Source organism: Streptosporangium sp. NPDC003464, assembly GCF_053588315.1.
The window spans coordinates 26,828-52,140 of the sequence record NZ_JBSFPS010000029.1; the positions used below are offsets into that span (position 1 = coordinate 26,828).

Below are 25,313 nucleotides of genomic sequence, written 5' to 3' on the forward strand. Positions count from 1 at the left end.
AGCGTGGGTGTCGGAAACCCAGGCGCCGGAAGTCCGGGCGGCGGAGACGCGGGCGGCGCTGCTGGAGGCGCACGCGGCGCTGGCCGGTCTTCGCGTGCCCGAGAGCGTGGCACTGGACCCGGCGGGGGGTCGCGTCGCCTGCGTCCTGCCGCTCGCGGGCGCGGAGCCCGTCGCGCACGTGCTCGACCTCGCGGCCGGAGGGGTGCCGGTCCCGGTGCCCGAGGCGCCGCGGCGGTGGCACGCGCTGACGCGCTGGCTGCCGGACGGGCGGCTGCTGCTCGCCGCCGGAGAGGGGCCGGACCTCGACCACGTCGAGGTCCGGGCCGGAGACGATTTCGCCCCCACCTGGCGCGTCGGGGCGGACGGGGAGATCGAGGACCTGGTCGCGGACGACGACGGGACCGTCCTGGTGCGGACCGCGGACCCCGGCAGCGAGCGCGACGGCAGCCACCTCGGGCTCCGGGTCCACGACCCCTCCGACCCCTACGTCCGCACCCCGGGCGGGCGGCTGCGCCGGCTGGCCTGGGCCGAGGTCGGCGACCCGTGCCTGCGGCCGATCCCGCTCAAGGGGGTGACCGTGTGGGAGGCCGACTGGCGGGGCGGCGTCGCGCTCGCCGTCACCTCGGACGACGAGACACCCGCCGGCTACTACCGGCCCAGGCTCGACCTCATCGATCCCGAGACCGGTGAGACCCGGACCCTCCTGCGTACCTCCTGGCAGCTCAGCCGCCCGCGGCTGGCACCCGGCGGGCGCGCCGCCGTCGTGGTCGAGGGGCTGTCCATCGTCTCAGGGCGGATCATCCACATCGACCTGGCCACCGGAGAGACGACCAGGCTGGCCGCCGTCGACGACGTCACCGATCTCGGCTGGCTGGACGGGCACACCCTGTGGTTCACCGGCTGGTCGGGCACCGGGACGCACGGCGGCACGCTGACCGCCGACGGCCGCACGCTGACCCGGTGGACGGCCTGGGGGACCCTGGGCGGCCGGGACGGGCAGCCGTCGCTGTCGGTGGACCGCGCCGGCACGCTGGCCGCCGCGGTCTGGGAGACGGCGGAACGGCCCCCGGAGATCGCGGTCGCGGAGGTGACGGGGGGCGGCTGGCGGCAGGTCACCGCCCTCAACGACGCCCTGGCCGGGCTCGCCGTACACCAGGAGGAGGTGGCGTGGACCGGCCCCGACGGGCTCGCCGTCCACGGACTCCTGCTGACCCGGCGCAGGCCCGAGACGTACGGCCAGGCCGCCCCGGACCGCTCCGGTCCGGACGGTTCCACCGGCCCGGACCACTCCCGTACGGATGGTTCCATCGGCCCGGACCGCTCCCGTACGGACGGTTCCACCGGCCCGGACCACCCAGACCATCCGTACCACCGGGACCACCGGGATCACCCGGACCGCTCCGGTCCGGACGGACCGGACGGGCGTGGAGCGCGGCGGGCGCCGTCGCCGCTCGTCGTCATCGCGCACGGCGGGCCGACCTGGCTGTGGTCCAGCGCCTTCGCGCCGGCCGAGTCCGGGCAGCTCGCGCTGCCGCTGGTGCACGCGGGCGCCGCCGTACTGCTGCCCAATCCCCGGGGCAGCAGCGGGCGCGGCCAGGACTACGCGCGCCGCGTCATCGGGCACGTCGGGGAGCAGGATCTGGACGACGTCCTCGCCGGCGTGGACCACCTCGTCGCGGCGGGCGTGGCCGATCCCGGGCGGATGGCCGTCCTCGGGCTCAGCTACGGCGGCTATCTCAGCGCGTGGGCGGTGACCCGCACCGGCCGGTTCCGGGCGGCGGTGGTGATGTCGGGGGTCGCCGACTGGCTCAGCTTCGCCACCGCCAGCAATCTCGCCGGCGGCTACGACCCGCTGTACCACCGGGGGGCCGACGTCGCCACGCCTGAGGGCAGGGAGTTCCTCGCCGCCCGCTCGCCGGTCTGCCACGCCGCGAAGGTCACCACCCCGACGCTGATCCTGCACGGCGCCGAGGACCGCACGACCCCGGTCGGCCAGGCCGAGCAGCTCTATCGTGCCTGGTCCGCGGCCGGCGTCCGGACCGAGCTGGTCGTCTACCCTCGGGAGGGCCACGAGCTGACCGAGCAGCGGCACCGCCGGGACGCGGCGGAGCGCGTGGTCGCCTGGCTGGCGGGGAACGGGGTGCTGTGATGACGGGGCGGAGTTGGGGCGCGTTCCTGCTGCGCAGGCTCGCGGGCACCGCCGTGGTCGTCGCGCTGCTGTCGGTCGGCGTGTTCGGCCTGCTCTACCTCGCCCCGGGGTCGGTCCAGCAGACCCTCCTCGGCACCCGTCCCGCCACGCCGGAGACGATCGCCGCCATCCAGGCCCGCTACCACCTGAACGACCCGCTGCCGGTGCAGTACCTGAGCTGGCTCGGCGGCGCCGTCCGGGGCGACCTCGGCACCTCCATCAGGACCGGGACGCCGGTCGCCGACATGCTCGGGCAGCGGCTCCCGCTCACCCTGGCGCTGACCGGGTACGGCACGCTGCTGGCGGTGCTCGCCGGCATCCCGCTGGGTGTGGTCGGGGCCCTGCGCCGGGGCCGTGCCACCGACCGGCTCGTCGTCACCGCCGGGGTGGTGGGGCTGAGCGCCCCGCCGTTCGCCGTCGGGCTCCTGCTCCTGGTGGTGTTCGCGGCCTGGCTGGGCTGGTTCCCCGTCTACGGCACCGGCGAGGGCTTCGCCGACCAGGTCCTGCACCTCACGCTGCCCGCCGCCGCGCTGGCCGTCGGCGCGGTGGGCATGCTCGTCCGCTTCAGCCGGGCCGCGCTCATCCGGGAGCTGGAGCAGGACTACGTGGTCTTCGCGCGGGCACGCGGCCTCGGCGGCGCCGCCGTCCTCGGCTACGCGCTGCGCAACTCGCTGGTGCCGATCCTCACCGCGGCGGGGCTCATCGTGACCGGCATGCTGGCCGGGACCGTGCTGGTGGAGGTGACCTTCGCGCTGCCGGGTCTCGGCTCCCTGCTCGTCGACTCGGTCACCTTCAAGGATGTGCCGGTCGTCCAGGCGCTCGCGCTGCTGCTCACCCTGCTCATCGCCGCCGTCAACCTCCTGGTCGACGTCGGCTACTCGGCCGTGGACCCGCGCGTCCGGCTCGGCGGGAGGGCGTCGTGACCCGTCCACCGGTGAGCGTGGCCGCAGCGCTCGCCGTCCTCCTCGCGGTCGCGGTCGCCGCCGTGTCCGCCCCCTGGCTGGTGCCCGACGCCACCGGCCAGGACCTGATGCTGGGCATCGCCGGCCCCGGGCCAGGCCACCCGCTGGGCACCGACGACCTCGGCCGCGACGTGCTGCAACTGCTGGTCGCCGGGGCCCGCACCGCCGTGCCGGGGGCGCTGTGCGTCGCCGCGGGATCGATGCTCATCGGCAACCTCGTGGGGCTGCCCGCCGGATACCTCGGCGGGTGGGTCGACGCGCTGGCCATGCGCTGGGCGGACCTGATGTTCTCCCTGCCGGCCCTGCTCGTGGCGATCGTCGTCGCCGGGGTCCTGGGCGGCGGATACGGCCTGGCGATCGCGGTGCTGGTGGTGCTGTTCGCGCCCACCGACACGCGCGTGGTGCGTGGGGCCGTCCTGGAGCAGCGGCACCGGCCCTACGTGGAGGCGGCGCGGTTGAAGAACCTCTCCGCCTGGCGGATCATGACGAGGCACGTCTGGCCGAACATCGCCCCGGTTGCGCTGGCCAACGCCTTCCTCAACTTCGCCTACGCGCTGGTCTCGCTGGCCTCGCTGTCCTTCCTCGGCCTCGGGGTGCCGGCCGGCTCGCCCGACTGGGGGCGCACGCTGTCGGACAACCGCACCCAGCTCCTCGCCAACCCCTGGGCGGTGATCGCTCCGGGGCTCGCCATCATCGCCACGGCCGCCGCGCTCAACATCGTGGGCGACTGGCTGTACGAACGCGTCGACCGGCGCGGAAGGGCACGCTGACATGGGAGAGCGCGAGTCCGGGGCAGCCGGGCCGTCGCAGGCGGGCGGGCCGGCGGTCCGGAGCGGCGGGCGGCCCGGGGCGGCCGGGTCCGGGGGCCGGGAGGGCGGGCGGTCCGGACCCGGTGAGTCCGGGGGCCGGGGCGGCGGAGGGTCCGGGGCCGGGATCGCGGTCGAGGGGCTTACCGTGCGCCAGCCCGCCACCGGGCGGACCCTGCTGTCGGAGGTCTCCTTCGAGGTCGCGCCGGGAGAGTCCGTCGCGATCGTGGGGGAGTCCGGCTCGGGCAAGTCGCTCACGGTCCGGGCGGTACTCGGCCTGCTGCCCCGCGGGCTGGAGGCCGCCGGGAAGGTGCGCATCGCGGGTGAGCGGGTGGACGACGACCCGCGTACCCGGGCGCGGCAGCGCGGTGGCGTGGTCTCCCTCCTCATGCAGGACCCGTTCACCCTGCTCAACCCGTTGCGCAGGGCCGGGCGGCAGATCGCCGACGGACTGCCGCGCGGGGCCGACGCGGCGGTCGAGGTGCCCCGGCTGCTGGCGGAGGTCGGCCTGCCCGCCGACGTGGCCGGGCGCTACCCCTTCCAGCTCTCCGGCGGCATGCGGCAGCGCGTCGGGCTGGCCGCCGCGCTCGCCGGCGGGCCCCGGGTGCTGCTGGCCGACGAGCCGACGACCGCGCTCGACGCCACCACCCAGCGCGAGGTGCTCGCCCTCGTCCGGCGTGTCCAGCGCGAGCGGGACATGGCGTTCGTGCTCATCACCCACGACCTGCGCCTGGCCTTCTCCACCTGCGACCGGGTCATGGTGATGTACGCGGGCCGGATCATGGAGGTCGGCGGGGCGGCGGCCGTACGGGAGGAACAGCTCCACCCCTACACCCGGGCCCTGCTGGCGGCCGAGCCGCCCGCGGACCGGCGGCTCGCCGTCATCCCCGCCGTCGCCGGTTCCGTCCCGGCCCACGACGCCGTGCGCGGCCGGTGCGCCTTCGCCGACCGGTGCGCCCTCGTGGTGGCCGAGTGCCGCGCCGGCGCGCCCGCACTGCGCGCCGTAGGGCGCGGTCCCTACGCATCCGCCGGCCCGTCCGCCGTACCGGGTGAGCCCGGCCCGTCCGCCGGTATGCGCGCCGTACCGGGTGAGGCCGACCTGTCCGCCGTACCGGGTGAGGCCGGCCTGTCCGCTGTACGGGACGCGCGGCTGTCGGCGTGCCTGCGGGCCGCCGAGCTCCCCGCGCCGCCCGCGCCCGAGCCAGGTGTCGCGCCCCCGCTCCCCGTCACCGCCGATCCGGTGCTGCGGGTGCGTGACCTGCGCAGGACGTTCGCCGGAGCGCGGCGGCCCGCGCTGGCCGGGGTGAGCCTGTCGGTCGCGCCTGGCGAGGTCGTCGGCGTGGTCGGCGAGTCGGGGTCGGGCAAGACCACGCTGGCCCGGTGCGTGGCCGGGCTGGAGCGCCCGGACTCCGGCACGATCCTGCTCGGCGGCGCCGACTGCTCCGACTACGGCCGGATGGGCCGCGGCGCCGTGCGCCAGGCCCGCCGCACGGCTCAGATGATCTTTCAGGACCCTTACTCGACGCTCAATCCCGCCCGGACCGTCGGCGCGGCCCTGGCGGAGGCGCTCCGGGCCGACGGCCGTCCCGCCGCGCCGGGCGATGTCGCCCGGCTGCTGGAATCGGTCGGCCTGGGCCGGGACATGGCCGGGATGCGCCCGGCCGGACTGTCCGGAGGCGAGCGGCAGCGGGTGGCGATAGCCCGCGCCGTGGCGGGCGAGCCCCGCCTGCTGATCTGCGACGAGCCGGTGTCGGCGCTGGACGTCTCGGTGCAGGCGCAGATCCTCGGCCTCCTGGCCGAGCTGCGGGAGCGGCTGTCCATGGCGATGCTGTTCATCACCCACGACCTCGCCGTGGTGCGGCAGATCGCCGACCGGCTCTACGTGCTGGAGGCCGGTGAGTGCGTGGAGGCCGGCCCGGCGGGACAGGTGCTCGACGCACCCGCCCACCCCTACACGCGGGCGCTCCTGGCGAGCGTCCCCGACGGCTCCGGCGGCTGGCTGGCCTGACGGACCCGACGGCTCCCGGCGGCCTCTCAGGCGCACTGCCACAGGAAGCGGCCTTCCTGCCCGTCGCCGCTGATGAACCCGTAACCCACGCCGGCGTCACCGAAGTCCAGAGGGCACCACTCGCTGCATGAGTCCAACTGGAAGAGGAACGACCAGGGACCACCCGGTGGATACTCCTCACTCTGCAGCCAGGCCGGTGATCCGTACATCCTGGACTCATAGCCGTCCAGGTCGCCAGGACAGGCAGGTTCCAGGTCGACCGGCATCCCGCCGCCCTGTGACGGACCCCAAGAGGGAACAATTGTCGTGATGAACGACGGGACCCGGCCGGGCTGGATGATCAACGCGTTCTTGCCCACCTCGGGCTCCCACGTCTCCTCGCAGTCGCCGCACATGAACAGGTAGGCCATGTGAAGCTCGTCACCCGGCAGCCGGAACTGCCCGACGAACGCCATCGGGTTGTCCCACCTGGAGCAGAGAGGCCACTGCGCCTCCCCGACCCAGTCGGGACCGCCGCCCATCCTGGTCACGAACTCGTCCACAGGACCGGCGGCGTCCTTGAAGAACATGACATACGAGGGGTCGTCATTCGCGATCACGCGGGCACCCTAACGACCGCCGGCGACATATCTGGAGTATGTCCCCGATCCAGTCGACGGGACGGTCAGGGCCAGTACGGCTGTGCGCGCTCGGCGGCGGAGACGATGGCCGCAGCTCGGATGTCACCTCGGAGAACGCCGGCCTTACCCGCCCAGGCCGCTCGCCGTACTCGTCGCGTCGCGGCGTACGGGGGTGTCAGTCCTCGGAGAAGGAGATCAGCGTCAGGACCCGGCAGGGGGCGGCGCCGGTGGTGTAGACGTGGTCGGACTCGGAGGCGAACCGGAGGGCGTCGCCCGCGGTGAGGGTCACCGACCACTCCTCGGTCTCGACGGTCACCTCGCCCTCGACGACGTAGGCGTGCTCCACCGAGCCCCGGCCGTGCGAGCTCTTCGCGCTGCGGGTGCGCGCCGGGATGTCGCCCTCGGCCAGCTCGAAGCGGCGCCGGTCGGGAGCGGCGAACAGGGTGCGGACGGCGGTGTCGCCGACCGGCAGGGGGACGCTCTCGCTCCTGCGGATCACCTCGGGCCCCACCAGGTTGATCCGGGTCAGCTCGCCGAAGGTCAGCTCAAGGGAGGTCGCCAGCCGGGACAGCACCTCGACCGTCGGGTTGGCGACGCCCCGCTCGACCTGGGAGATGAGGGCTTTGCTCACCCCGGTCAGCTCGGCCAGCTCGCGGACGCTGAGGCCCCGGGCCAGACGGGTGCGGCGCAGGTTGGCGGCGATCGCGCCACGCACTCCCGCCGCCTCGGAAGGGGGCGGGGCCATGCCGACGGTGATGCCGTCCTCGCTGTGCACGCACGTCCCCTCTCGCCGGTCCCGACCGATCCAATGATGCAGCAGGTCAGCCGATCAGGGCGAGGCGGTGGGCGGCCGCGGCGGCCTCACCGCGGGTGGAGACGCCGAGCTTGCCCAGGATGTTGGAGACGTGGACGCTCACCGTCTTGGCCGAGATGAACAGCTCGGCGGCGATGTCGCGGTTGGACCGCCCCTGGGCGACCAGCCGGAGCACCTCCTGCTCGCGCGGGGTCAGCAGCGGGTCGGGGTCCGGGACCGCCTCCGGCGTCAACGCCACCCCGACCCGGCGGGCCAGGGACTCGATCTCCGCGGCCAGGGGCCGGGCCGACAGCGCGAGGGCGATCGGGTGGGCCGCGCGCAGCCGTACGGCGGCGCCCTCGCGGTCGCCCGTGGCGGCCGCGGCCCGCCCCGCGTGGAGCAGCGACTTGGCACGCGGGAAGGGGCGGTCCAGCCGCTCCCAGGCGGTGGCCGCGGCGTCGTGGTCGCGGTTGAGGCAGAGCCGGTAGGCCTCGGCGACCGGGCTGTCCACGGTCATCGTGGCCCCGGCCTCCTCGATGTGGGCGCGCAGCGCCGCCGCCCGTCCGGGCACGAGCGTCTCGACGGTCTCGCAGACCCCCGACAGCAGGGCGAGCATCCGCCAGCCCAGCATGGGCTTGCTCATGATCCGTGCCGTGCGGACGACCTCCTCGGCCACCTCCAGCGCGGCCAGCGGTTCGCCGCTCAGCAGGTGCAGGCCCATCTTGAGCCGGGCGTTGGCCGACAGCTCCTGGGTGAACTCCTCCTGGAGGGGCGCGGCGGCGTCAACCTCGTTCAGGACGGACCTGATCACGTCCGTCTCGCCCCGCGCGACCGCCACGTCCGCGCGGATCCGGCGCAGGTGGTGGCGGGTGCGCAGGGTCGGGTCCATGGCGATCGCCTGGTCGGCCAGCTGGGCCGCCTCGTCGAAGCGGCCCAGCGCCTCCAGCGCCTCCGCGCGGTTGTTGACGATGAACGTGCCCTGGACGCGGTAGCGGCCGTACTTCCTGGCCAGCTGCTCGCCTTCGAGCGCCAGCTCCACCGCCTCGGCCGAGCGGCCCATGTTGTTGAGCGCGTCCACGTTGTTGGCGAGGGCGCGCAGGATGATACGGCCGGAGCCGACACGCTCGCCGATCGCCTGGGCGGTGGAGTTGACGGCGATCGTGGTGTCGAGACGTCCCGCGATCGAGTGGCCCAGCGAGAGGTTGAGCAGCAGGTCGGCCTCCAGGCACTCGTCCCCGTGCTCGCGGGCGATCCGCAGCGCCTCCTCGGTGAGCGCGGTCCCCTCGGCCACCTCGCCGCTGAAGGCCAGGAACGAGCCCAGCTTGGACAGCACGTGGGCGCGCTCCAGCACCGGTCCGGGGACGAGCCGCTCGGCGTAGCGGAGGTCGTCGAGCGCCCCCGCCTTCCGCTTGGCCATCTTGAACAGCGCCCGCCGTACGACGAGCTCGGCCACCCGCGCAGGATCGGTCCGCTCGTCGAGCTCCTCCAGCGCGGCCTTGACGAACCTGGTGCCCCGGTCGATCTCGCCGCAGGCGTGGGCGGCCTCCGAGGCGTGTTCCAGGACCGTGGTGTGGTCCACCCCGATCCGCTCGGCGGCGTCGGGGACCTTGCTCCACAGCGTGAGCACCCGCTCCAGCAGCTGCATCTTCTCGTTGTAGGCGAAGGTCTTGGCGGCCTTGGCGGCGGCCTCCCAGGCGGAGATCAGGGCCCACAGGTCGTCGCGGGCGGAGTACCAGTGATGGGCGATCTCGATGGCGGCCCGGCCCGGCGGGACCAGCGTGCGGTCACCGCTGATCTCCTCGGCGAAGCGGGCGTGCATCCGCACGTGCTCGCCGGGCAGGAGCTCCTCGTGTACGGCCTCGCGGATCAGCGCGTGCCGGAAGGCGTAGGCGCGGCCGTCGGCGACCTGCAGCACGTTGGCCGCGATGGCGGGCCGCAGCGCGTCCTCCAGGTCCACGTCGGACAGCCCGCTGACCGCGGCGAGCAGGGCGTGGCCCACCCGGATCCCGCCGGCGGCGGCGATGCGCAGCACCCGCTGGGTCTCGTCGGGGAGCTGCTCGACGGAGCCGATGATCAGATCGTGCAGGGATTCGGGGAAGGAGCAGTCGCCGCCGCACTCGAGCAGTGCCTCGACGAACAGCGGGATGCCCTCGCTGCGCTGGAAGACCTTGCCGACCTGGGCGAACTCCGGGGTCGTGCCGAGGATGCCGGCCATCTGGGCGGCCACCTCGTCCTGGGTGAGCCGGGGCAGGTCCAGCCGGAGGACCCCCTCCACCCGGCTGAGCTCGGCGAGCACCGGCCGGAGCGGGTGCTGGCGGTGCAGGTCGTCGGAGCGGTAGGTGAGGATCATCAGGACCGGCGCGGTGCGCAGGTTGCGGCTGAGGAAGGCGATCAGGTCGCGGCTGGAGCGGTCGGCCCAGTGGATGTCCTCGATGACCAGGATCACCGGGCGGCGTTCGGCCAGCCGTTCCAGCAGGTTGAGGATCTGCTCGAAGAGTCGCGCGCGGGCGGTCTCGGTCTCCACGTCGCCGCTGGGCTCACCGAACTCGGGCAGCAGCCGGGCCAGGTCACGCGCCGCGCCGTCGGGCAGCAGGGCCGCGACCTCCTCGGCGCCCTGCTCGCGGACGAGCTGGCGGATCGCCGCGGTGAACGGCGCATAGGCGAGACCTTCGGTGGACAGCTCCACGCAGCCGCCGATGAGCACGTGCGCGCCGTCGTCCACGGCCCGTCCGGCGAAGTATCCGATCAGCCGGGTCTTGCCGACTCCCGCCTCGCCACCGAGCAGGACGGCGGCGGCGGCGTTGTTGCGCGCCTGCTCGAAGGCCTCGGCCAGGCCCGCGAGCTCCTCCTCCCGTCCCACGAAGACGGGGCTTACCGCCCGACCCATCATGTCGTCCAGCATGTCACGCCTTATGTGTAACTATCGCCCCATTTATCGTTCAGCGAAAGGGCTACGGAGCCTGAGAGGCCCGGCCGGACGGGAGGATACGGCCGGGCTCTCGTGACGGGGTCATGCCGCGCTGGTCTTGCTGAAGAGGCTCCGCCGGCGCTCGCCCTCGGAGCGGTTCTTCTTGGCGGACAGGAGCTGGCGGGCGCGGCGGTGGTTGGCCGCCTCCTCGCGGAGCTCGGCGGTGCGGTTGATGATCATCTGGTAGTGAAGCTCGGGACCCATTTCGGGTTCCTCCTTGAGTGGTGCCATTCCCTTACACACTCAAGATTCGCGCTAAGGCCCCCACCCCCACATCGGGCGGATGCCTTATCTACCCGCGGCCCACGGCCCGGGACTACCTAGGCCGGGCCGGTCCACCGCCTTAGACGCGCCGAGAGGCATCCCGCGACACCGGTCCACCCGCCTTAGGCATGCCTCTGAGCTGCCGTGACATGCCGCGACGTTGAGCTGCTGTGACGTTGAGCTGCTGTGACGTTGAGCTGCCGTGAAGTGCCGCGACGTGCCGCACGCCCGGTGCGGCACCCCTCCGGCGGCCGGGCCGTGCCCGGTGCGGCGCCCTTCCGGTCGCGGGGCCGTACCTAGTGCAGGCGCCCTTCCTGCCGCGGGGCCGTACCCGGTGCGGGCGCCCATGGCGGTGGCGGGGCGGCACCCCGCCGTACCCACGGCTGAACTCGGCGAATGTTGACGAAAACGAGTGGAGGGACTGGGCAGCGTCCAGTTTGGAACTAATCACACCAGTCGGCATCCTGGAGTGGTGTCAACTATGACTGCTCCGCTCGCCGACGTGGCCGCGTCCAACGTCACGCTGCGGGCCTTCCTGCACGGCCTTCCCGGTGTCGACCGGGTGGGCGCGGACCAGCGGGCCGCGACGCTCGGCACCCGATCCATCAAGACGACGGCCAAGGCGGAGGCCATCGACCTGGCGATACGCATGGTGGACCTGACGACCCTCGAAGGCGCCGACACGCCGGGCAAGGTCCGCGCGATGTGCGCCAAGGCGGTCCGTCCCGACCCGAGTGACCCGGCCGTGCCCAAGGTGGCGGCCGTCTGCGTCTACCCCGACCTGGTCGCCCAGGCCGTCGGCGCGCTCGGCGGCTCCGGCGTGAAGGTGGCCAGCGTCGCGACCGCGTTCCCCAGCGGGCGCTCGTCCCTGGACGTCAAGGTCGCCGACACCGCGTTCGCGGTGGCGGCCGGGGCCGACGAGATCGACATGGTGATCGACCGGGGCGCGTTCCTCGCCGGCGACTACCTGAAGGTCTTCGAGGAGATCGCCGCGATCAAGGCCGCCTGCGGCGACGCGCACCTGAAGGTGATCCTGGAGACCGGCGAGCTGTCGACCTACGACAACGTACGGCGCGCCTCCTGGCTGGCCATGCTGGCCGGAGGCGACTTCATCAAGACCTCCACGGGCAAGGTGCAGCCCGCCGCGACCCTCCCGGTGACGCTGGTCATGCTGGAGGCGGTCCGCGACTTCCTGGCGGCGACCGGCCGCAAGGTCGGGGTGAAGCCCGCGGGCGGCATCCGGACCACCAAGGACGCCATCAAGATGCTCGTCCTGGTCAACGAGACCGTCGGCGAGGGCTGGCTGACCCCCGACTGGTTCCGCCTCGGCGCCTCCACCCTGCTCAACGACCTGCTGATGCAGCGTCAGAAGATGGCCACCGGCCGGTACGCGGGTCCCGACTACTTCACCCTGGACTGATCGATGTTCGAATACGCACCGGCCCCCGAATCCCGCGACGTCGTCGACATCAAGCCGTCCTACGGCCTGTTCATCGGCGGCGAGTTCGCCGACGGGACGGGCACGTCCCTCAAAACGATCAACCCCGCGTCCGAGGAGGTCCTGGCCGAGGTGGCCGTCGCCTCCGAGCAGGACGTGGACCGGGCCGTCCGGGCCGCCCGCGAGGCGTTCGGCACCTGGTCGGCGATGCCCGGCTCCGAGCGGGCGAAATACCTGTTCCGGATCGCCCGCATCATCCAGGAGCGTTCGCGCGAGCTGGCCGTGCTGGAGACCCTGGACAACGGCAAGCCGATCCGCGAGTCCCGCGACGTCGACCTGCCGCTGGTCGCGGCGCACTTCTTCTACTACGCGGGCTGGGCCGACAAGCTCGCCTACGCCGGCTACGGCGCCGACCCGCGGCCGCTCGGCGTCGCCGGTCAGGTAATCCCGTGGAACTTCCCGCTGCTCATGCTCGCGTGGAAGATCGCTCCCGCGCTGGCCGCCGGCAACACGGTCGTCCTCAAGCCGGCCGAGACCACCCCGCTGACCGCGCTGCTGTTCGCCGAGATCTGCCGGCAGGCCGACCTCCCGCCCGGCGTGGTCAACATCGTGACCGGCGCGGGCGAGACCGGCGCGGCCCTGGTGAACCACCCGGACGTGAACAAGGTCGCCTTCACCGGCTCCACCGAGGTCGGCCGCCTGATCGCCCGCTCCGTCGCGGGGTCGGGCAAGAAGGTCACCCTGGAGCTCGGTGGCAAGGCCGCCAACATCGTGTTCGACGACGCCGCGCTCGACCAGGCCGTCGAGGGCATCGTCAACGGGATCTTCTTCAACCAGGGGCACGTCTGCTGCGCGGGCTCCCGCCTGCTGGTCCAGGAGTCGATCGCGCAGGAGCTGCTCGACGCGCTGAAGCGGCGGCTCGGCACGCTCCGCCTGGGCGACCCGCTGGACAAGAACACCGACATCGGCGCGATCAACTCCGCCGCCCAGCTCGCCAAGATCCGCGAGCTGTCGGACCTCGGCGAGGCGGAGGGCGCCGAGCGCTGGTCGCCGGTCTGCCCGCTGCCGGACAAGGGCTTCTGGTTCCCGCCGACGATCTTCACCGGCGTCGCCCAGTCGCACCGGATCGCCCGGGAGGAGGTCTTCGGCCCGGTCCTGTCCGTGCTGACCTTCCGCACCCCGGCCGAGGCCGTCGAGAAGGCGAACAACACCCCGTTCGGCCTGTCGGCGGGCGTGTGGACCGAGAAGGGCTCGCGCATCCTGTGGATGGCGGACCGGCTCCGCGCGGGCGTCGTCTGGGCCAACACCTTCAACCGGTTCGACCCGACCTCCCCGTTCGGCGGCTACAAGGAGTCCGGATACGGCAGAGAGGGCGGACGTCACGGGCTGGAGGCGTATCTCGATGTGTGACCATCACAGGGCCAGGCGCCGCGATCGCCGCGCCCAGAGCACCCGTGGCCACGGCTTCGCCCGCGCCGGCCGTCCGACGCTGCGGGGCTGGTTCGCCCACCGGTGCGGGGTGAGCCGCTGCGGCCAGATCTTCGTACCGGCCCGGCTGGCACAGCAGGAGAGCACATGGAGAGGGCGGGGAGATGAGTAAGGCGGAGCGGTCGAGTGGCCGCGAGCCCGTACGGCTGGCCGTGCGCAAGACATACAAGCTGTACATCGGCGGGGCGTTCCCGCGTTCGGAGAGCGGAAGGTCCTACGTGGTGACCTCCTCCAAGGGCGCCTTCCTGGCCAACGCGTCCAAGGCCTCCCGCAAGGACGCCCGTGACGCGGTCTCCGCCGCCCGCAAGGCGTTCGGCGGCTGGTCCGGCGCGACGCCGTACAACCGGGGGCAGATCCTCTACCGCGTCGCCGAGATGCTGGAGAGCCGCCGGGCGCAGTTCGTCGCCGAGCTGGCCGAGGCGGGGACGGCGAAGGCCGGGGCCGTCGTGGACGCGGCCGTCGACCGACTGGTCTGGTACGCCGGCTGGGCCGACAAGATCGCCGCGGTGGCCGGGTCCACCAACCCGGTCGCCGGACCGTACTTCAACGTCTCCTCGCCGGAGCCGACCGGCGTGGTCGCGGTGGTCGCCCCGGACGAGCCCCTGCTCGGGCTCGTCTCGGTGATCGCCCCGGTGATCGTCACGGGCAACACCTGCGTCGTGATCGCCGGTGAGCGGGCCCCGCTGCCCGCCATCACCCTGGCCGAGGTGCTCGCCACCTCCGACCTGCCCGGCGGCGTGGTCAACATCCTCACCGGGTCGGTCAAGGAGATCGCCCCCTGGCTGGCCGCGCACATGGACGTCAACGCCATCGACCTCACCGGGGTCGCCGACCCGGAGCTGGCGGTCGCGTGCGAGGAGGCGGCGGCGGAGAACCTCAAGCGCGTCCTGCGTCCCGCCACGCCCGACTGGTCGGCCGACCCCGGCACCAGGCGCCTGACGGCCTTCCTGGAGACCAAGACCGTCTGGCACCCCACCGGCGTCTGACCCGTCACGCCGCCGGGGCGGGACCCGCCCCGGCGGTCAGTCGAGCGGGGCGTGGCGGAGCCAGGGGTGGGCGCTCTCCAACTGGATGGCCAGGGCCAGGAGCTGCGCCTCGCCGCCCGGAGCGGCGACGAGCTGGACCCCGATGGGCATGCCGGTGGAGTGCCAGCCGTACGGGACGGTCATGGCGGGCCAGCCGGCCATGTTCCAGGCCCCGGTGGCCGGGGCGTAGGTCAGGTTGGTGCGCATGTTGGCCAGCAGCCCGCGGCGGCCCCAGCGCTCGGCGGCCGGGGGGACGGTGGCGAGCGTCGGGGTGACGAGCACGTCGGCGTTGCCGAACCACTGGTCGGCCCCGTGGGCGCGCCAGCGGTCACGGCCCGCCGAGCCGTCCATCCCGAGCCTCGCGAGCAGCCGGCCCGCCCTGGCCAGTGACCTGGTGCGGCGCTCCAGCCTGCGCGGGTCGAGCCCCTCGGCATCCGCCGCGGCGCACGCCAGCCAGGTGGCGATCGTGGCCGAGCCCAACCAGCCCGGCATCCGGGCGCCGTGCTCCACCACGGTGTGCCCGGCGGCGCCGAGCGTGTCGGCCGCCTCGACGGCCGCCGCCTGGAACTCGGCGTCCATCGTGAACCCCGGGGGCAGCGGGGCCGGGGCCACCGCGATCCGCAGCTTCATCGGCTCCGAAGGGGTGAGCCCACCCGGGTAGTCGTCGATGGCGCTGCCGATTTCGAGGGACTCGCTCTCCCCGGGCGTGGCCAGGGACATGTCGCCCGCCATCACCGCCAGCGCCAGGGCGAGGTCGGTCACGGTCGTGGCCAGCGGGCCGTTCTCCGACAGCCCGTCCCAGCCGTGCCCGGGCGGCGGGACCACCTCCCGGCCCGGCTTGATCGAGACGAGCCCGCAGCAGGCGGCCGGGATGCGCAGCGAACCGAGACCGTCGTTGCCGTGGGCCAGCGGGACCATCCCCGCGGCCACGGCGGCCGCGCTCCCGCTCGACGACCCGCCCGGCGTGCGCTTCAGGTCCCACGGGTTGCGCGTCACGCCGTACACGCTGTCGGAGAACCCCACCAGGCACAGCTCCGGCACGTTGGTGATGCCCACGACCACCGCCCCGGCCGCCCTGAGCCTGGCCACCACCGGGTGGTCCTCGGTCGCGGCGGCGTTCGACGTCGCCGCCGAGCCGTTCCGCGTCGCCTCGCCCCGGACCGCGATGTTGTCCTTGACGGCGACCGGGACCCCGGCGAGCGGCAGCCCGGCCAGATCCTCCCGCTCCTGCACGGTCCGCGCCTCGGCGAGCGCCCGCTCGGCGCGGACCTTGCGGAAGGCCCCGATGCGCCCGTCATACTTGGCGATCATCCGCAGGTGCTCCTCGACGATCGCCGGGGCGGTCGCCTCTCCCCGTCGCACGGCCTCCGCCATCTCCACTGCGGACTTCCCCACCCACGACATGAACTGAGTGTGGTCCGGCGAGTGCGTGAGCGGAAGCTTCTCACATCTCAATCAGATGACTTGTCCGGCTCGTCGTTGTTATCCCGCTCCGCGGCGCCCTGCTGAGCCTGCCCCGGCTCGGCCCGCCTGAGCTCGCGGCCCGCCGCCTTGAGGGCCAGGCGCAGCGCGTATTCGAGCTGGGCGTTGACACTCCGCAGGTCGTCGGCCGCCCACTTGGCGATCGCCTCGTAGACGGCCGGATCGAGTCTGAGCAGGACTTTTTTACGCTCGGGCATGCTCAGGCATACAGACTGCCGGCGTTGACCACCGGCTGGGTCGCCCGGTCGCCGCACAGGACCACCAGGAGGTTGGACACCATCTGGGCCTTACGCTCCTCGTCGAGCTCCACGACGCCCTCCTCGGCCAGCCTCGTCAGCGCGAGCTGGACCATGCCCACCGCGCCCGCGACGATCTGGGTGCGCGCCGCGACGACCTGGGTGGCCTGCTGGCGGACCAGCATCGCCTGGGCGATCTCCGGGGCGTAGGCGAGGTGGGTGATCCGGGCCTCCAGCACCTCCACCCCGGCCAGGTGGGTGCGGTCGCTCAGCTCGGCGGTGAGCTCGGCGGCCACCTCGGCGCCGTCGCGCAGGCTGGTGCGGCCCTCCTCGTGGGCGTCGTAGGGGTGGCTGGTGGCCAGGTGCCGGACGGCCGCCTCGGACTGGATCGCCACGTACTCCTCGTAGTCGTCGACGGAGAAGGCGGCCGTGGCGGTGTCGATCACCTTGTAGACGACGACAGCCGCGATCTCCACGGGGTTGCCGTCGGCGTCGTTCACCTTGAGCTTGGCCGTCTCGAAGTTGCGCACCCGGAGTGTGATCCGCCGCTTGGTGGTGAACGGTAGCACCCACAGGAAGCCGGCGTCGCTCACCGACCCGACGTAGCGGCCCAGAAACTGCACGACCTTCGCCTCGTTCGGGTTGACCACCACGAAGCCGCTGGACACGACGGCCGCGACGATCCCCCACAGGATCGCGGCGGCGGCCAGCAGGGGCGTGCCGCCCACCAGCGAGGCCGCGGCCAGGACGACCGCGAGGACCACGAGCCCGACCAGAACGGCGAATCCGTTCATCCGGAAAGCACGTCGTTCCATGAAGTCCACCTTTGCTATCGGAGTGATATCACTAAGATATCCCACGGAAGGCGGACGCACGCAAGCCGTACGATCCGCGGACGCGCGCGGAGATTCGCGGACACACGCGGAGATTCGCCGGCGCAGGGGGCGCGGGGCCAGGGGGACCGTCGCGCCCCCGCGAGGCGCTCGGAGCGCGCGGCATATGACCTGACCCCCTTCCGGGTCCCGGCCCTCGTGAGGGCCGGGCTGCGGGGAGAGCCGCCTCGCGTCCCGGAGGGCACCCCCGGGGCGCGAGGCGGCGCGCCTCCCGTGACGTCTCAGGACGTGAGGCGTCTCAGAGGGCGAGCAGCGCCCGCATCGGGATGCGGGCGTCGGACAGTGGCCGCAGGGCCATCCGCAGCAGGACGAGCACGTTGTCGTCCCCGGCGATGCGGTTGGCGCTGAGCTCGCCGCAGGCCAGGCACTGGTGGATGACCATCCACTCCCCGTCCTGTCTCACCGACAGGCTCAGCGGCGCCATGCGCCCGCGGCAGTCCGCGCTCCGGTCTCCCGGCGTCCGCCGGTCGAGGTGGAGGCTGGTCAGGCAGTGCGGACAGTGGTTGCGGTGGGCGGTGCCCGGGGCGACGAGGGGCACGTCGAGCCGGCAGCCGACGCACCGGAACGCGTCGCCCGGTGCGCCGCCCTGCCCGTGCAGCACGTCCTTGCGCCGCTGAGGACGCCTCCGCTCAGGCTTCCGTCGTGGCATGATCGTTTCCGTCCGGTGTCTCAGGCCGTGTCACAGGTCGCCGAAGGCTTCGAGCGGGAACGGCGGCTGCGCCAGCGGACGTACGGCCATGCGCATGAGGATGAGCTGATTGTCGTCCCCGCAGATCGGATTCGAGGTGAGCTGGTCGCACCGGACACAGCGGTGGATCACCATCCAGTCCCCGTTGCGCAGCACCGCGATGGAGATCGGGGTCATCCGTGACCCGCAGTCGGACGGCCCGCCCTCGACGCGGTCGAGGACATGCCGGGAGTGCAGGCAGCTCGGGCAGTGGTTGCGGCGGCTGCCGTCCGGAGCGAGCTTGGTGACGGTCAGGCCGCACCGGACGCAGGTGAAGGTGTCGACCCTCAGAAAGGAACTGGGGGCGAGATCGGGCTTGTCGGTAGGCACCCGGGATACTCCTTGCCAGAAGACTTTTACAGTTGCGGCAGGAGAGGGCCGAGCGATCCTCGGAAGAGTTCTGGCCGGCGGGCGTCGCGGATCAGGCGGACGCGGTCAGGCCGGCGCACCGGGAGTCCGTCCGGTGCCGGAGAAGATCAGCGGCAGGAGGTCTTCGCGGTACGGCGAGGCGCGCTCGGCGCGGGCCGGGACATAAATCAACTGCTTTCTAGGGCTCGGGAGCCCGGGAGTCACCGACGAGGTCACGGAGACCGTAACAGCGGCGCGCACCAGGACGCCAACGGTTTTTCCGGCTCCGCCGCGGCCGCCCCGGCGGGCCCGGACGGAGGCGCCGGGCCGCTCTGCGTGGGAGCGCGGGGCCGCTCCGCGTGGGGGTGTCCGGCCGCTCCGCGTAGGGTACGGGGCTGCTCCGCGTAGGGTGCCGGGCCGCTCCGTTTGTGATGTCCGCCGCTCCGCTTGGGGCCCGCAAGTCACGCCCCCGCCTGCCCGCAAGTGAGTCCCAAGCACGGCCCAGCAGACTCGGAGCATGTGGTTCCTCGATCGCACGGCCCGCCAGTTGCGCCGTCACCCCGCCCTGCTCACCCACCACCCGGCCGACCCGGACAGGCTGGAGAGCCTGCTCCGCCAGTACGATCCCGGCCTCACGACGTCGGGTGACTGGTACGTCGCCAAGGGCACCAAGGTGCGCCGCGTCGAGATCACGGAGCGACAGGCCGTCCTCGCGGGCGTCCCCGCCGACCGGCGCGGGGCGATCATCGCCCGGGACGGGCTGCGGTCCGTGGCCTGCCTCCTGCTCAACGGGCTCGCCAGCCGTCTCGGCGGTGCGCTGCACCCGCCGCAGGAGCACGACGGCCATGTGGACGTCGAGGTGCGCATCGGCGACCGCCCCCCGCTCGGCTGCGAGCGGGTGGCCGAGCTGCTGCGCCCGTCTCTCGGCGAGCGCACCGTCCGCCACGACCACGAGCTCGGCCTCTGCCAGATCGACGGCAAGCAGGGCGACCCCATCCGCGTCACCTACGACTGGCCGCCCCCGGACTGGCCGGTGGCCGAGCCGGACCACTCGGTCGACCTGGAGCTCGACGTCGACGACCCGCACCGGTCCGACATGGAGACCGTCTACCGGGCGGCCCGAGCCCTCGCCGCGGCCGTCGGCGGTGCGATCTACTCGATGGACCTGCCGGTCTCCCGGTTCGAGGACATCGTCCCGACCAGGGACCGCCTGAGCCTCTGAGGCCCCCGGGCCCGGCGGGCGGCGGGGCTCAGCGGCGAGGGCCGGCGGCGGGGCTCAGTGACGGGGCTCAGCGGCGGGGGTTGGCGCGGCGGGTCGCGACCGCCGACAGGGGATCCTCAGGCCAGGGGTGCCTGGGGTAGCGGCCGCGCAGCTCGGCGCGGACCGCACGGTAGCCCTCGCGCCAGAAGGAGGCCAGGTCGGCGGTGACTGCCGCCGGGCGGCCCGCGGGGGAGAGCAGGTGGACGACCAGGGGGACCCCGGCGACGCGCGGAGCCTCGTCCCAGCCGAACAGCTCCTGCAGCTTGGCGGCCAGCACCGGCCGCTCACCCGAGTAGTCGACCTTGATCCGCGATCCGCTGGGCACCTCGATCCGCTCGGGCGCCACATCCGCCAGGCGGGCGCTCCACGGGACCAGACGGTGCAGGGCGGAGGCCACGTCGAGGCGTTCGAGGTCCGCCCGGCGCCGGACGCGGGACAGCTCGGGCTCCAGCCACAGGTCGGTGCCGTCGATCAGGGCGTCGTCGTCCACCGCGCGCCACGGCTCGCCGAGCGTCCGGTGGCAGAAGGCCAGGCGCTCGCGCAGGGCCACGGCCTCGGGGGTCCAGCGCAGGATCGCCAGGCCCTCGGTGCGCAGGCCGTCCAGGACGGCGGGTCTGACGTCGGCGTCGCGGAGCCGGTCCGCGGACAGCTCGACGGCGCCGAGGCGCTCCACCCGGCGCGCCGAGACGTCGCCGCGCCGCTCTCCCGGCGGGACCCGCCACACCACCTCTTCACCGGAGCGGTGGAGGGGCGCGGTGGCGAGCCTGGCGATCTCCTCGTCGATGACGACGGCCTGCCTGATCCGGGCGGAGGCGGCTCCGGCGGGCCGGTCCGCGACCGCGATCGCCAGCCACTCCGCCGCGCCGAGCCGTGACCCCTGGGGCAGCTCGGCGGCCGTCCCGGAGACCATCAGATAGGACCCGCCCCGCCGCCGCGCGACCCGCTCCGGATAGGCCAGCGCCACCACCAGCCCGGCCACGGCGTCGTCACCGGCCCCGGCCGCCGCGCCGCCACCGGGCCCCGCCGCGGGACCGCCGTCCCGCTCCGGCGCCGACCGCCGCCCCGCCGGGATGGAGGCCCGCTCCGGCCCCGGGTCCCGGCCGGGCCGCTCCCGCGGGGGGACGGCCCGGGACAGGCGTCTCACCTCCTGGCGCCAGCGGGCGGAGAAGCCGTCGCCGCCGCGCCGGGCGGCACGCCAGAGCGCGACCAGGTCGTCGCCCGACTCCCTGGGGAGCTGCTCGGACAGCAGCGCCACCACCTCGGCGGCCCGGGGGCCGGCGTCGATCAGCGCCCGGGCCAGGCGGGGGTGGACCCCGGCGCCGGCCATCCGCCGCCCCCGGTCGGTGACCCGGCCGTCGAGGGCGCCCAGAGCGTGCAGGGTCCGCCGCGCCGCCTCCATCGCGGCGGGCGGCGGCGGGTCGAGCAGGGCCAGTCCGGCGGCCGTGGGGTCGCCCCAGCAGGCGGCCTGGAGGGCGAAGCCGGTCAGGTCGGCGAGGGCGATCTCGGGCTGGGCGTGCTCGGGGAGCCGGTCGTGCTCGGCCTGCGACCAGCACCGGTACACGACCCCGGGGGCCTCGCGCCCGGCCCGGCCGGCGCGCTGGGCGGCGGCGGCCCTGGACGCGCGGACGGTGGTGAGCGAGCCGAGGCCCCGGGCGTGGTCGGTGCGGGGTTCGCGGGCGAGGCCGGAGTCGACCACGATCCGGACCCCGGGGACGGTCAGGCTCGACTCGGCGACCGAGGTGGCGAGCACGACCCTCCGCTCCCCGCCGGGCGAGAGCACGGCGTCCTGCACGTGCGCCGGGGCCTGGCCGTGGACCTGCAGCACCTCCACGCCGCCGAGCATCGCGGCCACCCTGCCGATCTCGCCGACCCCGGGCAGGAAGCACAGCACGTCCCCGCCGTGCTCACCCAGCGCGCGCCGTACGACGTCGGCGACGTGGGACAGGAACGCGGGGTCCACCCGCAGGCCGCGCGGGGGCGTCACCGGCCGGGTGGGAGGCGCCCAGACGGGTGTGACCGGGTGCATGGATCCGGAGGCGTGCACGATCGGCGCGGCCCGCGGCGGGTCAGACCCGGGCGCGACGGTCGCCGGGCGGTCGCCGGCCGCGCCGGAGCCGAGCAGCCGGGCCCAGGGCGCGGCGTCGGCGGTGGCGGAGGTGGCGATGAGCCGCAGGTCGGGACGGAGCGTGGCGCGGACGTCGAGGAGGAAGGCCAGGGCGGTGTCGGCGTCCAGGTGGCGTTCGTGGCATTCGTCCAGCAGCACCACGTCCACGCCGTCGAGCTCGGCGTCGCGCTGGAGCCGCTGGAGGAGGACCCCGGTGGTGACGACCTCGACGACCGTCTCCGCGCCCGCCCTGCGCTCGCCGCGTACGGTGAACCCGACCTGTGCGCCCACCTCCGACTCCAGCAGCCACGCCATCCGCCGGGCCGCCGCCCGCACCGCCATCCGGCGGGGCTCGGCCACGATCACCCGTTTCGGGGCCGAGCCGTCGAGGAGTCCGGCCAGCGCGAGCGGGACGAGCGTGGTCTTGCCCGTGCCGGGAGGCGCGGTGAGCACGGCGGCACCGTGCTCGTCCAGGGCGGCGAGCAGCTCGGGCAGGACGTGGCGGACGGGGAGGCCGGACCAGTCGGAACGCACCCGGCCAGTCTCCCCGAACCCGGCGCCGGACGTGGCACGGGGGCGGGCCCGCGTGGTGCGGCCCGGTGGTGCCGGGGTCCGGGCCCGCGTGGTGCGGGCCCGGTGGTGCCGGGGCTCAGGCCAGGGGGTTCAGGACGTCGAAGCTCACCAGGGCGATGATGACGATGCCGAGGATGATCCGGTAGATCACGAACCCGGTGAAACGGTGGGTGCTGATGTATTTCAGGAACCACGCCACCGCCGCGTAGCCGACGATGAACGAGATCACAGTGGCCAGGATCGTCGGGCCCCACTGGGGGGCGCCGTCGTCGCCGATCTTGAACAGCTGCAGCACGCCCGCGCCCAGCACGGCCGGGATGGCCAGCAGGAAGGAGTATTTGGCGGCCTCCTCGCGGCGGTAGTCGAGCAGCAGGCCGGCGCTGATCGTGCCGCCGGAGCGGGAGACGCCCGGGATCAGGGCGAGCGACTGGGCGGCGCCGTAGATCAGGGCGTGCGTGAAGCTGAGGTGCCGGTCCAGGGTGAGCTTGTTGCGGGCGGTGCGGTCGGCGAACCAGAGGATCAGACCGAAGACGATCAGCGTCGTGCCGATCAGGCGCAGGTCGCGGAAGGCGGTGTCGATGGCGTCCTCGAAGGCCAGGCCGAGGACGACGATCGGCAGGGTGCCGACGATGACGTACCAGCCCATCCGGGCGGCGTAGTGCTTGCGGAGGACGGGCGTCCACAGGGCCCGGGTCCAGGTGGAGATGATCTCCCAGATCTCCTTGCGGAAGTAGATCACCACCGCGGCCTCGGTGCCGAGCTGGATCACCGCGGTGAACGCCGCGCCGGGGTCGTCCCAGCCGAAGAACGCCGACACGACTCTGATGTGGGCACTGGAGGAGATCGGCAGAAACTCCGTCAATCCCTGAATGAGTCCGAGGACCACCGCTTCGAACCAGCCGATCAACTTGGGTACCTTCCGTCCCAGCGCGTGCGTAACTTACGCGAGGCTAGCGGAGCGCGGGACCTCGTGTGACCCGGTCATTCGGCTGGGACCCGGCCGAGACGGTACGGCTCCGCCGGGAGATGGAGATCGACGGAGTTTCCTGATTCCTTGTCAACCGAACCCCCCGTCCCGGCGGTAGTCATCCTCGGAACACCGAGGCGGAGGCAGGGATGACTGAGTTCGCGGAGTACGTCGCGCAGCGTCACGAACGGCTGCGAAGAACGGCGTACCTCCTCACCAGGGATTGGGCGATCGCCGAGGACCTGGTGCAGACGGCGCTGGCCAAGGCATGGGTCGCCTGGCGGCGGATCGACGGCGATCCCGATCCGTACGTCTACCGGATCATCGCCAACACGCACGCCTCCTGGTGGCGCCGGCGCTGGCGGGGGGAGATCCCCACCGAGGCCCTGCCGGACCGGGCGGTGGCCGGCGACTTCACGAGCGACGTCGGCGACCGCGACGCCTTGTGGACGGCGATCGGCGCGCTGTCGGGCCGCCAGCGGGCGGTGGTCGTCCTGCACTACTTCGAGGAGATGACCCTCGCCCAGGTGGCCGGCGTGCTGGGGTGCTCCATCGGGGCGGTGAAGAGCCAGCTCGGCAGGGCTCTCACCCGGCTCCGGGTCGATCAGGGGATTCAGACGATGACGGGAGCCAAGTGATGACCCACACCGAGGACGACCTGAGGGAACTGCTCGCGGCGCACAGCGAGGGCGGTCGCGGGGGCGCCGCCCGGCTTGAGGAGATCGTCACGAAGGGCCGGGGGATCCGGCGGCGGCGCAGGTGGGCGGCCGCCGGGGCACTGGCCGCGGCGCTGGCGGTCGTGGCGGTCCTGACCCCGGTGCTGGTCCCCGGCGGGCAGGGGCCCGACATCGCGACCTCGGTCCGGGAGGACGAGCGGCGGGGGGAGGGAGTACGGCTGGCGGGCGTCCGCTTCGCGAACGTGGGGAAGACGGAGAAGATCTCCTTCACCCCGAGGAGCGGGACGAGCTCCTACCGCGTGAACTGCGCAGGCCCGGTCCAGACCTTCGTGCGCCTCGGCGACCAGGTCGACCACGGCATGTGCGGGAGCGAGCAGGGGCGTGAGTGGTCGGTGCTCGGCAGGCTCGACGGAGCCCGGGAGGGGGTCACCGCCGAGGTCGAGGTGTTCACCATCCCGAGCTCGCGGGTCCCGGCGGACGTCACGGCGGAGTCGGAGCTCTCCGGCGCGGACTTCGAACGGGTGCTCGCGCTGGCCGAGCCGGGACCGGGCATCTGGGAGATCGCGATCCACGACGGCGGCGTCTCCAGCCGGTCGTGCTCGCCGGACATCTGCCTGCACAACGGCACGCTGCCGGCGACGAGGGGAGAGCGGAACCTGGCCGGCCTGCCCAACAGCCACACGGTTGAGAGCCGCTCCTTCAAGGAGACCGGCAAGAGGTTCAGGGTGAAGGCGGCGGTGAGCGGCCAGGGCTCGGTGTATGTCCGGTGCGAGGGCGAGGACCTGTACGCGTTCATCTGGCCGGGCGTCGTCGGCGACAAGGTGATGGCCGTGGCCCAGCCCTGCGGGCCGAAGCCGGCGAGGTGGGACTTCCAGGCCACTGACGGTGTCACGGTCGCGGTGGCGCCACGCGACCAGGTGCCGGCCGGGACGGACTTCCTGTCGGATCTGGAGAAGGGCGCGGACAAGGCCCGCGAGATCCTCGGTGGGCTCACGCCCGCGCCGGGGAACTGGGAGGTCGCCGTCCAGCAGTGGGACGACCCTCCGTCGAAGGTGAGGAGGTCCTGGTCCTCCGACGGGACGGTCACCTTCTCCTACGAGGACTGACAGTCTCCTACGAGCTCCTACGAGGACTGACAGCGATGACGTAGATGAGCGTCTCCCGCTGGAGTCTGACCCCAGGACCGACTGACTCCCCGCGGGCGCAGGACCGTGATCATGCGAGCTCCCGCCCCGATCGGCCGGGGGTGAGCCGGCCATGCGGTGCTCCCGGTGCGGAGGCGCCCCACCGGGTCCCCGGCCGGGGTGGGGTACGGCCCCGCCTTACTGAGGCGGGGCCGTGTTCCCGCTATCGGGTGATCTTGACGTCGTCGATTCCGGCCTCGACGAGCGAGGCGGTGGAGGCGTCGGCGGCTTCGATGAGGATGCGGACGCTCTGTCCGGCGAAGGCGGAGATGTCGGCCTCGGCGGTGGCCCAGGCGCCGTT

The 25,313-nt window shown here is 73.5% G+C and carries 21 protein-coding genes; 10 read left to right on the forward strand and 11 right to left on the reverse strand.

Annotated elements, in window-relative coordinates:
- The first annotated feature begins 7 nt into the window (after positions 1-7).
- From ACWDS7_RS09515 to ACWDS7_RS09530, 4 genes are all read left to right on the forward strand, one after another.
- Positions 8-2,149, forward strand: a complete 2,142-nt coding sequence (locus ACWDS7_RS09515; protein ID WP_451928871.1) for a prolyl oligopeptidase family serine peptidase — start codon at positions 8-10, stop codon at positions 2,147-2,149.
- Positions 2,149-3,111 (forward strand): ABC transporter permease, encoded by a 963-nt coding sequence (locus ACWDS7_RS09520; protein ID WP_451928872.1) that lies wholly within the window; start codon positions 2,149-2,151, stop codon positions 3,109-3,111. Before ACWDS7_RS09515 ends, ACWDS7_RS09520 begins: the two co-directional genes overlap by 1 nt.
- Complete coding sequence (locus ACWDS7_RS09525) at positions 3,108-3,920, forward strand: ABC transporter permease (protein WP_451928873.1); 813 nt, start codon at positions 3,108-3,110, stop codon at positions 3,918-3,920. Before ACWDS7_RS09520 ends, ACWDS7_RS09525 begins: the two co-directional genes overlap by 4 nt.
- Before the next feature lie 184 nt (positions 3,921-4,104).
- Positions 4,105-5,964 (forward strand): ABC transporter ATP-binding protein, encoded by a 1,860-nt coding sequence (locus tag ACWDS7_RS09530; protein ID WP_451928874.1) that lies wholly within the window; start codon positions 4,105-4,107, stop codon positions 5,962-5,964.
- Positions 5,965-5,990: 26 nt separating this feature from the next.
- Here ACWDS7_RS09530 and ACWDS7_RS09535 read toward each other — a convergent pair whose 3' ends face one another.
- The 4 genes from ACWDS7_RS09535 to ACWDS7_RS09550 form a co-directional block, all read right to left on the reverse strand.
- The gene (locus tag ACWDS7_RS09535; RefSeq protein ID WP_451928875.1) at positions 5,991-6,563 is read right to left on the reverse strand and encodes a hypothetical protein; all 573 of its coding nucleotides are present in this window, start codon (positions 6,561-6,563) and stop codon (positions 5,991-5,993) included.
- A gap of 196 nt (positions 6,564-6,759) precedes the next feature.
- Positions 6,760-7,359: a helix-turn-helix domain-containing protein gene (locus ACWDS7_RS09540; RefSeq protein WP_451928876.1), complete on the reverse strand. Its 600-nt coding sequence runs from the start codon at positions 7,357-7,359 to the stop codon at positions 6,760-6,762.
- Between the two features lie 46 nt (positions 7,360-7,405).
- Complete coding sequence (locus ACWDS7_RS09545) at positions 7,406-10,279, reverse strand: AAA family ATPase (RefSeq protein ID WP_451928877.1); 2,874 nt, start codon at positions 10,277-10,279, stop codon at positions 7,406-7,408.
- Positions 10,280-10,387: 108 nt separating this feature from the next.
- A complete protein-coding gene (locus tag ACWDS7_RS09550) occupies positions 10,388-10,549 on the reverse strand; it encodes a hypothetical protein (protein WP_451928878.1) in 162 nt (53 codons plus the stop codon).
- A gap of 541 nt (positions 10,550-11,090) precedes the next feature.
- On the opposite strand from ACWDS7_RS09550, the gene deoC reads away from it, so the two are divergent.
- The 3 genes from deoC (at position 11,091) to ACWDS7_RS09565 (ending at position 14,521) form a co-directional block, all read left to right on the forward strand.
- Positions 11,091-12,029 (forward strand): deoxyribose-phosphate aldolase, encoded by a 939-nt coding sequence (deoC, locus tag ACWDS7_RS09555; RefSeq protein WP_306860106.1) that lies wholly within the window; start codon positions 11,091-11,093, stop codon positions 12,027-12,029.
- 3 nt (positions 12,030-12,032) lie between these two features.
- Complete coding sequence (locus ACWDS7_RS09560) at positions 12,033-13,457, forward strand: aldehyde dehydrogenase family protein (protein WP_306860104.1); 1,425 nt, start codon at positions 12,033-12,035, stop codon at positions 13,455-13,457.
- A gap of 182 nt (positions 13,458-13,639) precedes the next feature.
- Positions 13,640-14,521 carry an aldehyde dehydrogenase family protein gene (locus ACWDS7_RS09565; protein WP_451928879.1) on the forward strand — a complete coding sequence of 294 codons (882 nt, stop codon included), beginning with the start codon at positions 13,640-13,642 and terminating at the stop codon, positions 14,519-14,521.
- A gap of 36 nt (positions 14,522-14,557) precedes the next feature.
- On the opposite strand, the gene ACWDS7_RS09570 is transcribed toward ACWDS7_RS09565, so the two are convergent.
- The 5 genes from ACWDS7_RS09570 to ACWDS7_RS09590 all read right to left on the reverse strand — a co-directional run bounded on the left by ACWDS7_RS09570 (position 14,558) and on the right by ACWDS7_RS09590 (position 18,228).
- Positions 14,558-15,964, reverse strand: a complete 1,407-nt coding sequence (locus ACWDS7_RS09570) for an amidase (RefSeq protein ID WP_451928880.1) — start codon at positions 15,962-15,964, stop codon at positions 14,558-14,560.
- A 47-nt stretch (positions 15,965-16,011) separates the two neighbouring features.
- Positions 16,012-16,239 carry a hypothetical protein gene (locus tag ACWDS7_RS09575; RefSeq protein ID WP_451928881.1) on the reverse strand — a complete coding sequence of 76 codons (228 nt, stop codon included), beginning with the start codon at positions 16,237-16,239 and terminating at the stop codon, positions 16,012-16,014.
- A 2-nt stretch (positions 16,240-16,241) separates the two neighbouring features.
- Positions 16,242-17,093 (reverse strand): SPFH domain-containing protein, encoded by an 852-nt coding sequence (locus ACWDS7_RS09580; protein WP_451928882.1) that lies wholly within the window; start codon positions 17,091-17,093, stop codon positions 16,242-16,244.
- A gap of 316 nt (positions 17,094-17,409) precedes the next feature.
- Positions 17,410-17,820 (reverse strand): RNHCP domain-containing protein, encoded by a 411-nt coding sequence (locus ACWDS7_RS09585; RefSeq protein WP_306860092.1) that lies wholly within the window; start codon positions 17,818-17,820, stop codon positions 17,410-17,412.
- Positions 17,821-17,850: 30 nt separating this feature from the next.
- The gene (locus tag ACWDS7_RS09590) at positions 17,851-18,228 is read right to left on the reverse strand and encodes an RNHCP domain-containing protein (RefSeq protein WP_306860090.1); all 378 of its coding nucleotides are present in this window, start codon (positions 18,226-18,228) and stop codon (positions 17,851-17,853) included.
- A gap of 535 nt (positions 18,229-18,763) precedes the next feature.
- On the opposite strand from ACWDS7_RS09590, the gene ACWDS7_RS09595 reads away from it, so the two are divergent.
- Positions 18,764-19,468: a hypothetical protein gene (locus ACWDS7_RS09595; protein ID WP_451928883.1), complete on the forward strand. Its 705-nt coding sequence runs from the start codon at positions 18,764-18,766 to the stop codon at positions 19,466-19,468.
- A gap of 67 nt (positions 19,469-19,535) precedes the next feature.
- Here ACWDS7_RS09595 and ACWDS7_RS09600 read toward each other — a convergent pair whose 3' ends face one another.
- Entirely contained in the window at positions 19,536-22,145 is a 2,610-nt protein-coding gene (locus ACWDS7_RS09600; RefSeq protein WP_451928884.1) for an ATP-dependent RNA helicase, read from the reverse strand.
- 115 nt (positions 22,146-22,260) lie between these two features.
- Positions 22,261-23,091: an undecaprenyl-diphosphate phosphatase gene (locus ACWDS7_RS09605; protein WP_306860084.1), complete on the reverse strand. Its 831-nt coding sequence runs from the start codon at positions 23,089-23,091 to the stop codon at positions 22,261-22,263.
- Between the two features lie 209 nt (positions 23,092-23,300).
- Here ACWDS7_RS09605 and ACWDS7_RS09610 point away from each other — a divergent pair, with 209 nt between their 5' ends.
- Both ACWDS7_RS09610 and ACWDS7_RS09615 read left to right on the forward strand, forming a co-directional pair.
- Positions 23,301-23,789 (forward strand): SigE family RNA polymerase sigma factor, encoded by a 489-nt coding sequence (locus ACWDS7_RS09610; protein ID WP_451928885.1) that lies wholly within the window; start codon positions 23,301-23,303, stop codon positions 23,787-23,789.
- Positions 23,789-24,934: a hypothetical protein gene (locus tag ACWDS7_RS09615; protein WP_451928886.1), complete on the forward strand. Its 1,146-nt coding sequence runs from the start codon at positions 23,789-23,791 to the stop codon at positions 24,932-24,934. Before ACWDS7_RS09610 ends, ACWDS7_RS09615 begins: the two co-directional genes overlap by 1 nt.
- Positions 24,935-25,313: the final 379 nt, after the last annotated feature.

Excerpts from the sequence above, each read along its gene's own strand:
- ACWDS7_RS09595 (WP_451928883.1), top strand. The coding sequence starts at position 18,764 with ATGTGGTTCCTCGATCGCACGGCCCGCCAGTTGCGCCGTCACCCCGCC.
- ACWDS7_RS09545 (WP_451928877.1), bottom strand. The coding sequence starts at position 10,279 with ATGCTGGACGACATGATGGGTCGGGCGGTAAGCCCCGTCTTCGTGGGA.
- ACWDS7_RS09565 (WP_451928879.1), top strand. The coding sequence starts at position 13,640 with ATGAGTAAGGCGGAGCGGTCGAGTGGCCGCGAGCCCGTACGGCTGGCC.
- ACWDS7_RS09575 (WP_451928881.1), bottom strand. The coding sequence starts at position 16,239 with ATGCCCGAGCGTAAAAAAGTCCTGCTCAGACTCGATCCGGCCGTCTAC.
- ACWDS7_RS09550 (WP_451928878.1), bottom strand. The coding sequence starts at position 10,549 with ATGGGTCCCGAGCTTCACTACCAGATGATCATCAACCGCACCGCCGAG.
- ACWDS7_RS09580 (WP_451928882.1), bottom strand. The coding sequence starts at position 17,093 with ATGGAACGACGTGCTTTCCGGATGAACGGATTCGCCGTTCTGGTCGGG.
- ACWDS7_RS09520 (WP_451928872.1), top strand. The coding sequence starts at position 2,149 with ATGACGGGGCGGAGTTGGGGCGCGTTCCTGCTGCGCAGGCTCGCGGGC.
- ACWDS7_RS09610 (WP_451928885.1), top strand. The coding sequence starts at position 23,301 with ATGACTGAGTTCGCGGAGTACGTCGCGCAGCGTCACGAACGGCTGCGA.
- ACWDS7_RS09560 (WP_306860104.1), top strand. The coding sequence starts at position 12,033 with ATGTTCGAATACGCACCGGCCCCCGAATCCCGCGACGTCGTCGACATC.
- deoC (WP_306860106.1), top strand. The coding sequence starts at position 11,091 with ATGACTGCTCCGCTCGCCGACGTGGCCGCGTCCAACGTCACGCTGCGG.
- ACWDS7_RS09615 (WP_451928886.1), top strand. The coding sequence starts at position 23,789 with ATGACCCACACCGAGGACGACCTGAGGGAACTGCTCGCGGCGCACAGC.
- ACWDS7_RS09570 (WP_451928880.1), bottom strand. The coding sequence starts at position 15,964 with ATGTCGTGGGTGGGGAAGTCCGCAGTGGAGATGGCGGAGGCCGTGCGA.
- ACWDS7_RS09585 (WP_306860092.1), bottom strand. The coding sequence starts at position 17,820 with ATGCCACGACGGAAGCCTGAGCGGAGGCGTCCTCAGCGGCGCAAGGAC.